Source organism: Pseudarthrobacter sp. BIM B-2242 (assembly GCF_014764445.1).
Lineage (GTDB): Bacteria > Actinomycetota > Actinomycetes > Actinomycetales > Micrococcaceae > Arthrobacter > Arthrobacter luteus_A.
Map to the genome: position 1 here is coordinate 1,178,172 of NZ_CP061721.1, position 12,659 is coordinate 1,190,830.

General features: G+C 66.2%; 12 protein-coding genes. 7 read left to right on the top strand and 5 right to left on the bottom strand.

Annotated elements, in window-relative coordinates; genetic code table 11:
* Positions 1 to 92 precede the first annotated feature (92 nt).
* Both galK and galT read right to left on the bottom strand, forming a co-directional pair.
* On the bottom strand, positions 93 to 1,241 hold the full coding sequence (galK, locus tag IDT60_RS05550; protein WP_191081198.1) for a galactokinase: 1,149 nt from the start codon (positions 1,239 to 1,241) through the stop codon (positions 93 to 95).
* A complete protein-coding gene (galT, locus tag IDT60_RS05555) occupies positions 1,238 to 2,401 on the bottom strand; it encodes a galactose-1-phosphate uridylyltransferase (protein WP_191081199.1) in 1,164 nt (387 codons plus the stop codon). Before galT ends, galK begins: the two co-directional genes overlap by 4 nt.
* A gap of 134 nt (positions 2,402 to 2,535) precedes the next feature.
* Here galT and IDT60_RS05560 point away from each other — a divergent pair, with 134 nt between their 5' ends.
* The 4 genes from IDT60_RS05560 to IDT60_RS05575 are packed head-to-tail and all read left to right on the top strand — an operon-like array spanning position 2,536 to position 6,773.
* Positions 2,536 to 3,495, top strand: coding sequence for an aldose 1-epimerase family protein (locus tag IDT60_RS05560; RefSeq protein WP_191081200.1), 960 nt, complete (start codon positions 2,536 to 2,538; stop codon positions 3,493 to 3,495).
* 40 nt (positions 3,496 to 3,535) lie between these two features.
* Positions 3,536 to 4,861, top strand: a complete 1,326-nt coding sequence (locus IDT60_RS05565) for an AI-2E family transporter (protein WP_191081201.1) — start codon at positions 3,536 to 3,538, stop codon at positions 4,859 to 4,861.
* Between the two features lie 47 nt (positions 4,862 to 4,908).
* Positions 4,909 to 6,147 (top strand): threonine ammonia-lyase, encoded by a 1,239-nt coding sequence (gene ilvA / locus IDT60_RS05570; RefSeq protein ID WP_164201496.1) that lies wholly within the window; start codon positions 4,909 to 4,911, stop codon positions 6,145 to 6,147.
* An 8-nt stretch (positions 6,148 to 6,155) separates the two neighbouring features.
* On the top strand, positions 6,156 to 6,773 hold the full coding sequence (locus IDT60_RS05575; RefSeq protein ID WP_191081202.1) for a rhomboid family intramembrane serine protease: 618 nt from the start codon (positions 6,156 to 6,158) through the stop codon (positions 6,771 to 6,773).
* A gap of 40 nt (positions 6,774 to 6,813) precedes the next feature.
* On the opposite strand, the gene greA is transcribed toward IDT60_RS05575, so the two are convergent.
* A complete protein-coding gene (gene greA / locus IDT60_RS05580) occupies positions 6,814 to 7,308 on the bottom strand; it encodes a transcription elongation factor GreA (RefSeq protein ID WP_191081203.1) in 495 nt (164 codons plus the stop codon).
* 152 nt (positions 7,309 to 7,460) lie between these two features.
* Entirely contained in the window at positions 7,461 to 7,919 is a 459-nt protein-coding gene (locus tag IDT60_RS05585; RefSeq protein WP_191081204.1) for a DUF4307 domain-containing protein, read from the bottom strand.
* A gap of 251 nt (positions 7,920 to 8,170) precedes the next feature.
* Here IDT60_RS05585 and mca point away from each other — a divergent pair, with 251 nt between their 5' ends.
* The 3 genes from mca to IDT60_RS05600 all read left to right on the top strand — a co-directional run bounded on the left by mca (position 8,171) and on the right by IDT60_RS05600 (position 11,875).
* Positions 8,171 to 9,076 (top strand): mycothiol conjugate amidase Mca, encoded by a 906-nt coding sequence (gene mca, locus IDT60_RS05590; protein WP_191081205.1) that lies wholly within the window; start codon positions 8,171 to 8,173, stop codon positions 9,074 to 9,076.
* A 130-nt stretch (positions 9,077 to 9,206) separates the two neighbouring features.
* A complete protein-coding gene (locus IDT60_RS05595; RefSeq protein ID WP_191081206.1) occupies positions 9,207 to 9,533 on the top strand; it encodes a hypothetical protein in 327 nt (108 codons plus the stop codon).
* Positions 9,534 to 9,646: 113 nt separating this feature from the next.
* On the top strand, positions 9,647 to 11,875 hold the full coding sequence (locus IDT60_RS05600) for a thioredoxin domain-containing protein (RefSeq protein WP_191081207.1): 2,229 nt from the start codon (positions 9,647 to 9,649) through the stop codon (positions 11,873 to 11,875).
* On the opposite strand, the gene IDT60_RS05605 is transcribed toward IDT60_RS05600, so the two are convergent.
* Positions 11,868 to 12,509, bottom strand: coding sequence for a hemolysin III family protein (locus IDT60_RS05605; protein ID WP_370590735.1), 642 nt, complete (start codon positions 12,507 to 12,509; stop codon positions 11,868 to 11,870). The genes IDT60_RS05600 and IDT60_RS05605 overlap by 8 nt on opposite strands.
* Positions 12,510 to 12,659 lie beyond the last annotated feature (150 nt).

Genomic DNA, 12,659 nt, shown 5'->3' on the forward strand with positions numbered 1-12,659 from the left:
TCCGGTTCACATAATCGTCCGGTTCACATAACTGGAAGGGCTCCCACCCGTGCAGCACGCACGGATGGGAGCCCTTTTGGCGTGCCCGCCGGTTAGGAGATGCGCATCGCGCCGGCCGCAGGAGTCACCGTGAAAATCTCCGGGGCCGTGTAGCCGGCTTCCGCGAAAGCGCGTACGACGGCGGCGCGCACCTGCTGCTCGGCCGCCACCGGCGTGAGGGCGATTGCTGCGCCGCCGAAACCGCCGCCGGTCATCCGGGCGCCGATAGCGCCGTTGGCGCGGGAGGTGCTGACGGCCAGGTCCAGTTCCGGGCAGGAGATTTCGAAGTCGTCCCGCATGGAAACATGGCTGGCGTCGAGCAGCGGCCCGATGGCGGCGGGGCCGTCGCTGGCGAGGAGCCCGACCGTCTGCAGTACGCGCTCATCCTCGGTCACCACGTGGCGGACCCGCCGGTAGGTGACCTCATCCAGGAGGCCTTCGGCCCTCGCCAGGTCTGCAACCCGGACATCGCGGAGAGCCTTGACGCCGAGCAGCTCCGCGCCCAGCTCGCAGGAGGCGCGGCGGGACGCGTAGCCGCCGTCGGCATGGGAGTGGGACACCTTGGTGTCGATCACCAGCATCACCAGCCCGGCGGACTCGGCGTCGAAGGGCACCAGTTCGACGCTCTGGTCGCGGCAGTCCAGGAACACCGCGTGTCCTTTGGAGCCGCGGAGGGATGCGGACTGGTCCATGATGCCCGTGGGGGCGCCCACGAAGTCGTTCTCTGCCTGCTGCGTAGCGAGGACCATCTCCTCCGGTCCCAGCCCGGCTCCGGTCAGTTCGTTGAGGGCCGAGATGACGGCACACTCGATGGCGTGCGAGGACGAGAGCCCGGCGCCCAGCGGGACGGTGGAATCGAGCAGCAGGTCCAGGCCGGGGACGGTGATGCCGCGCTGCTGAAGGGCCCAGATCACACCGAGCGGATACTTCGTCCAGCCTTTCGCGGAGGCCGGCTCCAGGCTGCCGGTATCGGTCGTGAACATGCCCTGGTCGCCGTAGGTGGACAGCAGCCTGACCGTGGAGTCCGTCCGGACTGCCACGGCAACCCGCGCGGTCTTGTCGATCGCGAACGGGAGCACAAAGCCCTCGTTGTAATCGGTGTGTTCGCCGATGAGATTGACACGTCCCGGCGCCTGCCAGACGCCGTCGGGAAGCGTGCCGAACTCCCGCTCGAACCGCCCGGCAAGCTCCGCCGCGCTCATGCGTGTGCGCCTTCCGGCTGGGACCGGACGGGGGCAATGCTGCCTGCGGACGCGGGAACGGTCACTGCCCTCAGCCTTTCAGCCACGCTTTCCGGGGTGGTGTCGTTGATAAAGGCGCCCATGGCGGCCTCGGAGCCGGCCAGGTACTTGAGCTTGTCCGCTGCCCGGCGCGGGGACGTCAGCTGCAGGTGCAGATAACCGGCCGGGCGCAGCAGATCGTCCAGGGGGGCCTGGTGCCAGGCCGAGATGTACGGGGTGGGCGTGGGGTAGAACGCGTCGAGCCGCTTGAGCAGGTCCAGGTATACGTGGGCCAGTTCGTCCTTCTCTTCTCCGCTCAGCGCGGCGAGGTCGGGCACCTGGCGGTGGGGGACAAGGTGGATCTCCAGCGGCCACCGGGCGGCGAACGGCACATAGGCGCTGAAATTCTCTCCCTCCATGACCATCCGGCTCCCGTCTTCGCGTTCGGCCTGCAACAGTGATCCTGTCAGCGTCTGCCGGCCATCGGCCCCGTCATAGAATTTCCGGGCCGTCACGCCGAGGGTCTTAGCCCTCGGCGTGACGTAGGGGTACGCGTAGATCTGGCCATGGGGGTGGTGCAGTGTGACGCCGATATCGGCTCCCCGGTTCTCGAAGGGAAACACCTGGCGCACGCCGGGCAGTTTGCTGAGGGCCTCGGTGCGGTGTGCCCATGCCTCCATAACAGTCCGGGCCCGGGCCTCCGTCAGCCCGCTGAACGATCCCGTGTGCTCGGGGGTGAAGGACACCACCTCGCACCGACCGTAAGCGGGACCGGTGGTTCCCCAGGCAGGGGATGCCGGGATGTGCCCGACTGCCGGGCCCAGTGAAGGGAAGCGGTTTTCGAACACCACAACGTCGTAGTCCGGAGCCGGAATCTCGGACGGATTGTCCGCGGTGGTGGGGCAGATAGGGCACTGGTCGGCGGGCGGCAAGTGCGTCCGGCTCTGCCGGTGCGCGGCGACTGCCACCCATTCGTCCGTCAGCGCATCGAAGCGGACTTCGCCCGGCGCCCCCCGCTCGGGGAGCTCCCGGCGGTCGGTGGCGGCAGCTGCGGTGCGGACGGTGCCGGCGAGGGATCCGCCGTCGTCGAAATAGATGAGCTCCCGGCCGTCGGCGAGCCGGGTGCTGGTGATGCCTGTCATGACTGGGTCCTTTGACGTGGATGGTGTTTGCATCGATCATTTCACGTTTCGCTCAAAAAGGAATAGTTTCAAACAAAATGTAACAAGCAGAGTCCCGATGGCAGGACACACCAGGCCCCTGTACGGTGGTGCTCATGACTTTGAGCGCAACCCCGAACGCCAGTGTCCCGTCCGGATTCCAGACCTACGCCACCGGCCGGCAGTACGAACTCCGCAGGGATGATGCGCTGGCCGTCGTGACGGAGCTCGCGGCCGGCCTGCGGCTCTACACCCGGGCAGGGGTGCAGCTGACCGAAACCTATGGCGATGCCGAGATTTCGCCCGGCGCCGCCGGAATCACCCTTGCCCCCTGGGCGAACCGCGTGGAGGACGGGATCTGGTACCTGGACGGCAAGAAGCAGCAGCTGGACATTACCGAGGTCTCGCGGAACAACGCCAGCCATGGGCTGCTCCGCAACTCCGCCTACAGCCTCGTTGACGAGTCGCAGTATTCGGTGACCCTGGAGGCCACAGTGTTCCCCCAGCACGGTTATCCGTTCCTGGTGCGGCACCGGGTGCAGTACCTCCTGGCTGAGGATCTGGGTCTGGAGGTCCGCCAGACGCTGATCAACGATTCCGATGCGCCGGCACCGTTCGTTCTGGGGGCCCACCCTTACGTGCGGCTGGGTGACGCGGACATGGACGACCTCACGCTGACTGTCGCGGCGGGCACCCGGCTTGTAGCGGACGCCCGGCTGATCCCGCGGAGTTCGGAGCCAGTCAGCGGGGACAGTGACCTCCGTGCCGGCCGGCGGGTGGGGGACCTTGACGTGGACGTCGCACTGACGGATCTTGCGTTCGACGGCGGTTCGGCCCGCCACACCCTCAGCGCGCCCGACGGCCGCAGCGTGACCCTGTGGCAGGACGAGTCGTGCAGTTACGTCCATGTCTTCGTGACAACCCAGTTCCCGGGCAGGCCCAAAGCCGTGGCCCTTGAACCCATGACCGGTCCGGCAAACGCCTTCAACTCGGGTGACGGACTGCGATGGCTCCCGGCGGGCGAATCGTTCACCATGACCTGGGGGATCGATGCTAATCTGCGCGATGCCGGGTAGCCGTTTCGCATAAGGCCCATGCCTGCGGAAGTATTAGGCTATGACGCCAGCCGAGGACGCCAATCCATCCACTTCAACCCCGGGCCTGCAGGCACCGGACCCGGTCCGGCCTGCTGAAACGCCCCGTGCTGAATCGCGTGCGCCCCGCATCAAGGCGGACCGGGAGCTTGAGCAGGACATCCCGTACGGGGTCCGTATTGCAGCCTCGTGGGCGTGGCGGATCGGGCTCATCCTGGTGGTGGGGGGAGCGTTGATCTGGCTGCTGAGCCGGATCAGCTTCCTGATCATTCCCGTGATGGTGGCAGCGCTTCTGGCCGGGCTGCTCAGCCCCGTGGTGCGCTGGCTGCGGAGCAAGCGGCTGCCCAACGGCGCCGCGGTAGCCATTACGGTAGTCGGATTCCTTGGCCTGATCGCCGGTGCCCTCGCCCTCGTCGGGCGCCAGTTGGTCTCAGGGTTCGGTGAGCTCTGGTCTCAGGCGCTGGCCGGCGTGAAGCAGGTCCAGGACTGGCTGGCCGACGGGCCGCTGCACCTGACGGCGGACCAGATCGACCAATACCTCAAAGAAGGCACAGCTGCCCTGCAGGAGAACAGCAGCAGTATCCTCAGCGGGGCACTGTCCTTTGGCAGCACTGCAGGCCACTTCGCGGCCGGGCTGGTGCTGGCCCTTTTCATCCTGATTTTTTTCCTGCTCGAGGGCGACAGGATCTGGGCATTCATTGTGCGGCTGCTGCCGAAGAAGGCGCGCGCAGCCACGTTCGGCGCCGGGCGCAAGGGCTGGGCGTCCATGGTCAGCTATGCACGGATCCAGATGTTTGTGGCATTTGTCGACGCCGTGGGCATTGGCGTCGGAGCGGCGATCATCGGTGTCCCGCTGGCGCTGCCACTGAGCGTGCTCGTGTTTATTGGCTCCTTTATTCCGGTGGTGGGTGCCCTGGTGACCGGTGCCATCGCCGTTCTTCTGGCGCTGGTGGCCAACGGCCCGATCAACGCCCTCATCATGCTGGCTATCGTGCTCCTGGTCCAGCAACTGGAGAGCCACATCCTGCAGCCCCTGGTGATGGGCAAGGCCGTATCCCTGCATCCGGTGGCGGTCATCCTCAGTGTGGCGGCAGGTTCATATCTGGCGGGTATTCCCGGGGCGCTGTTTTCCGTGCCCATTCTCGCCGTAGCAAACTCCGCAATTCGCTACATCGCTGCCAGAACGTGGGAACATGAACAAGTGCTGGTAACCCCCGAGGGGCCGGTGACGCTTGGCCCGGATACTGATGGCACCATCAGGGAAGTCCGGTTGCCGGGCGGCAGGTCCATCCGTGGCAAGGACGCCGCAGCCAGCACAGACGCATCCAATCCGGAGGGCCAGGCCTGACCCGTGGGCCGTCCGCCGGAGCCCCATCCACCCAAGGAGAACAGTCCGTGAACACCGTCGAAACCCTTCCCGTCACGCTGGACGATGTCCTGGAGGCGCAGAAGCTGCTCGAGGGGATTATTACGCGGACACCGGTGGAATCCTCGCGGGCCCTCGGCAGCATGGTGGGCGGCGAGGTCTATTTCAAGTGCGAAAACCTGCAGCGGGCCGGTTCCTTCAAGGTCCGCGGTGCCTACGTCCGGATGGCAAGGCTCTCGCCTGAGGAGAAGAAGCGCGGCGTGGTTGCCGCCTCGGCCGGCAACCATGCGCAGGGCGTTGCGGTGGCGGCCAAGGCCCTTGGCATCAAGGCCCGGATCTACATGCCGCTCGGTGTGGCGCTTCCCAAACTGGCCGCCACCCGCAGCCACGGCGCCGAGGTGGTCCTCCACGGCCACAATGTGGATGAGGCCCTCGCCGAGGCGCAGCGCTACGCGGACGAGTCCGGAATGGTTTTTGTCCACCCCTTCGACAATGTTGATGTGGTGTCAGGGCAGGGAACCGTAGGACTGGAGATCCTTGAGCAGATCCCCAACGTGGACACCATCCTGATGGGCGTGGGCGGCGGCGGGCTGTTGGCAGGCGTCGCTGTTGCCATCAAAGCCCGGGCGCGGGAACTGGGCCGTGAAATCAGGATCATCGGCGTCCAGGCCGAAAATGCGGCCGCCTATCCGCCGTCGCTTGCCGCCGACGCCTTGGTTCCGCTGAAGAAAGTCTCCACCATGGCGGACGGCATCGCCGTGGGCCGACCCGGCCAGTTGCCGTTCAGCATCATCCGTGAACTCGTGGATGACGTGGTCACTGTCAGCGAGGACTCCTTGGCGCGTGCGCTGATCTTCCTGCTGGAACGGGCAAAGATGGTGGTGGAGCCGGCAGGCGCCGTGGGGGTCGCGGCCCTGATGGACGGGAAGATCGAAAACCCCGGTACGACGGCCGTGATCCTGTCCGGCGGCAACATCGATCCGATGCTTATGCTCAAGGTCATCCAGCGGGGCCTGTCGGCCGCGGGCCGCTACATGACGGTCCGGATGATGCTCGATGACCGGCCGGGTTCGCTGGCGACCATCGCCCGGATCATTGCCGAGAATGATGCCAACGTCACAGGGCTGGACCATACGCGGGTGGGCGGGTCCATCAGCATGGGCGATGTCTCCATTACCGTGAACCTTGAAACCAAGGGCCATGAACATTGCGAACAGGTTCTCGGCGCGCTCCGCGCCGAGGGTTTTCAGCCGATTGTGGTGCATTAGGAGCAGCCATGCTGGATGCGATAGGGGACGGCCGGCCGGGGAGCAGGGAAAGCACAGCGTCGCGCGCCAAAGGCGGGCTGCTGGTGTCCGGCGGGTTTGTGGTCCTGCTCTTCGTGATCGAAGTGGTCAACATGCTGACCCTGCACGCCCTGAACAGGACATTCGGGCTACGGCCGAGGTCCGCGGACGGGCTCCTGGACATTTTCACGTTTCCGCTGCTTCACGCCAACCTGAACCATCTGCTGTCCAACGCCCTGCCACTGGTCATCTTCGGATTCCTGGTGTTCCTTTCCGGCCTGAGGGTCTTCCTGACGGCTTTGGCGTTCAGCTGGCTGGGCTCGGGGCTGACCGTCTGGCTGATCGGCGACGGCGGGATCACCGTGGGAGCGTCCGGGCTGGTTTTTGGATTGTTCGCCTTCCTCCTGGTCCGTGGCTTCTTCAACCACAGCTGGCGGCAGATTCTCCTCGCCGTTGTGCTGTTTATGGTTTACGGCAGCATCCTGTTGGGAGTGCTGCCCATCATGGGTGGCCTCATCTCCTGGCAGGCCCACTTGGGCGGGGCGGTGGGCGGAGTGGCTGCTGCCCTGTTGTTGCGCCCCAAATACACCAAAACGCCGGTCCCCTGACGGGGGCCGGCGTTGTGGGTTAAGCGGTGAGCGCTGGGCGTCAGCCTGCGTAAGGCTTGGCGGAGAGAATTTCCACCGTGATGTCCTTGCCGTTCGGCGCAGTGTAGCTGAGCGTCTCGCCCTCTTTGTGGCCGACGATTGCGGCGCCGAGGGGTGACTTCTCGCTGAAGACATTCAGATCCGTGTCACCGGCGATTTCGCGCGAACCCAGCAGGAACGTCTCTTCGTCCCCGGCGATCCTGGCAACGACGAGCATGCCGGCCTCGACAATCCCGTCATCGGCCGGGGCTTCCCCGACGTGGGCATCACGCAGAAGCGCCGTCAGCTGGCGGATCCGGGCTTCAATCTTGCCCTGCTCTTCTTTGGCCGCATGGTAGCCGCCATTTTCCTTGAGGTCGCCCTCCTGCCGGGCGGATTCAATCTTCTGGACAATCTCCGCGCGGCCAGCGACGGAAAGGTGGTCCAGCTCTGCCTTCAGGCGGTCAAAAGCTTCCTGGGTGAGCCAGGCTGCAGGCGCGCTGTTGGTGGTAGACACGGACTTCTCCTAATGGTCATACATGCAAAAGACCCCGCCACGCGGCCACTTGTGGAACTCAGTAACCAGCTCAGCGGGGTAAAGGGTATTGATTCATTGTAGTCAATACTGTGGAGATAACCCAACGGGGAAGCGGTGCAGATCACATGCCGTTACTTCGTGCTACCTGGAACCCAGCAGCTGTCCACCACTCCGGAAACGGCCAGCGACTCCGTCCGCACGCTCACGCGCTGCGTAACAGTCCGGCCGCCGTCGGCAGTGTTGTCCGCCTCTCCCGGCGGGATGTCCACGACTTTCCAACCCACCACGGCAAACTTAGAGTCCAGGGCTTTCAGCGCACATTTGACGGCCGAACCCGGGTCCCTGGTGACGGTGAAATCGATCTCGGCCTGGGTGGCGTCGACGGTGCTGTAGCCGATGTCCTTAAACGTCACAGCGGAGACGGCGTTGGATGTGGAGACCCAGGCCATAAAACCCACGCCGACAGCCAGTGCTGCCACGGCGATGCCGCGCTTGGCCGCTCGCGGAAGGGGCTGCTTTTTACTGCCATAACGATTGGCTAGGCTAGTGTCTGCAGGCGGGGACGCGGCGGGTTGATCCTCGGTAGTCACCGGTCCAGTTTAGTTCGGATCGGGACGCTGCTTGTTCCTGGATCATCAAAGCCCGCCCGGGCAACGACAGGCAGCCCGGTTCCGCGCCAACACCGTTCCACCAGGCAGCCAGTTAAGTCGAGCAGCCAGCTACGTCCAGTTAGCCAGTTACGTCCAGTTAGCCAGTTACGTCCAGCAACACGTTAAGTTCGGCAGCCCGTTCGGCCTGTGGCCGCGGCGGCTGCCTCAAAAGAATCAGGAGCCGTCCCCCCATGACAGCGTCCACTCATACACCGGCTCCGCTCCGGCTGCTCGCCGTTCACGCGCACCCGGATGACGAGTCCAGCAAGGGCGCGGCCACCATGGCAATGTACGCGGCCGCCGGCGTCGATGTCATGGTGGCCACCTGCACCGACGGATCCCGCGGCGATATCCAGAACCCTGCGGTGGAAGGTGCAGCCCACCCCAAACGGGACATGGCCGGAGCGCGGCGGCTTGAAATGGAGCAGGCGGCGAAGATCCTTGGCATCACGCAGCGCTGGCTCGGCTTCACGGACTCAGGCCTGCCCGAAGGCGACCCGCTGCCGCCCTTGCCGGCCCGATCGTTCGCCGTCCAGCCGCTGCACCGCGCCGCAGCACCCCTGGTCCGGCTGGTGCGGAGCTTCAAGCCGCACGTGATCATCAGCTATGACGAAAACGGGGGATATCCGCACCCTGACCACATCATGGCCCACCGGGTTGCCGTGGAAGCCTTCGCGGCTGCCGGTGATCCAGAACGCTATCCGGGCGCCGGCCCCGCCTGGGAACCCAGCAAGCTCTACTACGACCGCGCATTCAACCCGGCCCGGTTCCGGGCCCTGCATTTCGCCCTCGAGGAAGCCGGACTGCAGTCCCCGTATGCCGAGCGGCTTGCCGCCTGGCTTGAAACAGACGCCGAAGGCCACACGCCGCCGCCGGGCGGACACCCCACCACCACGCAGATCGACTGCGGTGACTTTTTTGAGGTTCGCGACGACGCTCTCCGCGCGCACTGCACCCAGGTGGATCCGCTGGGGTTCTTCTTCGCGGTTTCTGCTGAGATGCAGCGCCGGGTGTGGCCGTGGGAAGACTACTCGCTGATTGAGTCCCGCGTTCCCGCATCTTTTCCGGAGAAGGACCTCTTCGCCGGGCTAAGATAGAAACGGCCGATTGTTCTATGCCGTGTAGAAATTATGCCGTGTAGAAATGCAGTGGGATGATCCGGGTCCGGCGGACCCGGATGCGGAAACCGTGCGTCGGCTGCCCACCAGTTTCCATAGAAGGTTAAACGTGCATCACTTGCTCCTCGTCCTGTCCGCTACGCCCTCGCCCGTGCCCACGCCCGGCCTGCGTGAGGGTATTACCGAGGACCAGATCACGCCCGGCCTGTGGGGCTTCATCATGACTGCCTTTTTTGTCCTGGCCACCACGCTGCTCATCGTGGACATGGTTCGGCGTATCCGCCGCGTCCGGTACCGGGCGCAGGTTGAAGAGGAACGCCAGGCAGCCGCTGCCGCCGCCGACATTGAAGCCGACGAGGTCCGGCATCCGGCGGAGGACGGCCGGCACAGCATCCAGGACGGCTCGGACACCAACCGGCCGGGCACCAAGGACTAGAAGGGGCCGGGAACCAGCGTTCCACCGGTCCCTCCGCAGACTGTGCACGCACCACTTCCGTAGACTGGGATGGTCGGCAACATTCCCTGCAGCGAGTGACCAGAGGTGCGCGGATGAACAGTGAGCGCCAGAGCCCTCCCGCCGGGGAGCGGGCGGCCGTAGGTGCCGCCAACGTCCTGGGCGCGGAACCGTCCGCCTACCTCCGTCAGCACGCGGACAACCCGGTCCACTGGCAGCCGTTCGGGGATAAGGCATTCGCCGCGGCCGCCGCCCGCGATGTCCCGGTGTTCCTGTCGATCGGCTACGCGGCCTGCCACTGGTGCCACGTGATGGCGCATGAGTCGTTCGAGGATCAGGAAACCGCCGACTACCTGAACGCGCACTTTGTTGCCATCAAGGTGGACCGGGAAGAACGCCCCGACGTGGATGCCGCGTACATGGCGGCCACCCAGGCCATCACCGGCGAGGGCGGCTGGCCGATGTCCGTCTTCCTCACCCCGGACGGCCGGGCCTTCCACGCCGGCACCTACTTCCCGCCCCGCCCCATGCCGGGCCGGCCATCCTTCCGGCAGGTGCTCGAAGCCGTCTGGGAAGCGTGGCTGGAGCGGCGCGACGCTGTGGAAGAGAATGCCGCCGCTCTTGCCCGGAACCTGGGCGACGCCCAGCTCGCGGCGGCGGTCCCGGTTGCCGGTCCGCCGCCTCTGCTTGACCCCGGGCTGCTTCCCGCGGCCGTAGCCTCCCTGGCCCGCTCCGAGGACATGACCGACGGCGGCTTTGGCGCCGCCCCGAAATTCCCGCCGTCGGCGGTGCTCGAGTTCCTCATCAGGCACGCAGCAGTCCCCTCGGACACCGCAGACGCTGCCCGGGACATGGCGGGCCGGACGCTGGCGGCCATGGCACGATCGGCGTTGTTTGACCAGCTGGACGGGGGCTTCGCCCGGTACTCGGTAACCCGGGACTGGTCCGTCCCGCACTTTGAAAAGATGCTGTACGACAATGTCCAGCTGCTTCGCATTTACGTGCACTGGATACGCCTGGGCGGCAATGAGGTGTTCCCGGTGGCGGAAGCTGCCGACGTGGCCGCCCGGACCGGGGTATGGCTGCTGGAGTCCCTTGGGCTCGGCCCGAGCCGCGACGGGAACGGCAACGGCAACGGCGCGCCGAGGGTGGAGGCGCTCGCATCGTCTCTCGACGCCGATTCGGTGGTGAACGGCGAACACCACGAAGGCGCCAGCTACCTGTGGACCGTCGAAGGCCTGCAGGAAGTGCTGGGGACTGCTGACGGGGAAGCTGTTGCCCGGCTGATGAATGTGGGTGGCGAAGGTACCGTGTCCGCGCACGGCTCCCCGCTGCACCCCGCACGGCGCGTGGAGGGCGCCGCCGCGGGGCTGTGGATGAGGGCCCGGCCCGCGCTCCTGGCCGCGCGGAAGCAGCGGCCGCAGCCGGCCCGTGACGACAAGGTAGTGGCGGGCTGGAACGGGCTCGCGGTGGCCGCCCTCGCAGAGGCCGGAGCGGTGCTGGACAGGGAAGACTTCGTCGCCGGGGCCGAGTCGATTGCGGCGTACCTCGAACGTGTCCACTGGCACGCGGGAAGTTCAGTGCTGCTCCGCGTTTCGCATACAGGAACCGCGCGGGGGATTGAAGGGCTGCTCGAGGATTACGCCTTCTGCGCTGACGGCCTGTTTGCCCTCTACTCCGTGACTGGCCGGCAGCGGTGGTACCGCTTCGCCGAGGAGCTGGTGCAGGCTGCCGGCAGCCGGTTTGTGGTGGCCGGCCGCCTGGTGGACACGGCCGGGGGAGACGGCCGGGTCCGGGCCGCCCAGGGTGGCCAGACGGGCCTGGACCCGTTCGACAACGCCACGCCCAGCGGCGCGTCGGCCTTTGCCGGTGCCCTGCTCAGCTACGCTGCGCTCTCCGGATCCGCGGAACACCGCTCGCTCGCCGCCCAGGTACTCGCGCTTTTACCGCCGTTGGCGGAACGCGCGCCGCGGGTGGCGGGCTGGCTCCTGGCGACCGCCCAGGCTGCCCTCGCGGGCCCGGTGGAGGCCGCCGTTGTGGGAGCTCGAGGTCCTGCAAGGACCGCACTGCACCGTGAACTCCTGAACTCCGCCAGTCCCGGCCTGGTGGTGGCTGTGGAGGACGACGACGGACCGGGAGTGCCGCCGTCGGCCGGTCCTCCCCGGGGGGAGCCCGTCCCGCTGCTGGCAGGCAGGCCGGCGGGTCCCGACGGATCACCGTTAGCGTATCTGTGCCGGAACATGGTGTGTGAACGTCCTGTGTCCACGCCGGAGGAGCTGCGGCAGCGGCTCCTGGTGATGACAGGGGAGGACCCCGTCAGCTGAGGACGGCGATAAGGATCGCCGCGAAGTGCGCGCCGAACGCAAGGACCGTCAGGGCGTGGAAAAGTTCGTGGAAGCCGAAGTGCTCATAGCTGAAGTTGGGCTTCTTGAGCGCATAGAACACGGCACCGGTGATGTAGAGGACGCCGCCAACGCAGATCAGGACCGCGGCCGGCAGGCTGGCCGCAAAGAACTCCGGCATGTAGAAAAGTGATCCGCAGCCCAGGGCGATGTAGATGGGCACGTACAGCCAGCGCGGGGCCTCCGTCCACAGCAGCCGGAAGAGGACGCCCAGAATTGCGCCGGACCAGATGACCCATAGCAGCAGGACGGCCTTGGGCCGCTCCAGCAGGGACCATGCCAGGGGTGTGTAGCTCCCGGCGATCACCAGCATGATGTTGGTGTGGTCCAGGCGCTTGAGGACCATCTTTACGCCGGGGGACCAGTTGCCCCGGTGATAAATGGCGCTGATGCCAAAGAGGAGGACCCCGGTGGCGGCGTAGATGGCCGAAGTGATCTTGCGGTCGGTGGTCGGGGCGACGGCTACGAGGATGATGCCGGCCGCGAGGGCGAGCGGGGCAGCCACCGTGTGGATCCAGCCACGCCACTTGGGTTTGATCATCAGGAGTTCGGCCAGCCGGACCGCGGCGTCGTCCACCGGACTCTGGCCGCCGTCCGGTCCGGGTGCGCGGCCGCCGTCGGGGGTCTGGCTTTTCATGCCTCCAGAATATCCTTCGGCGCAGTAAGTTACTCGCAGGTAACACGATGTGACGGTTGATGCGCCGGT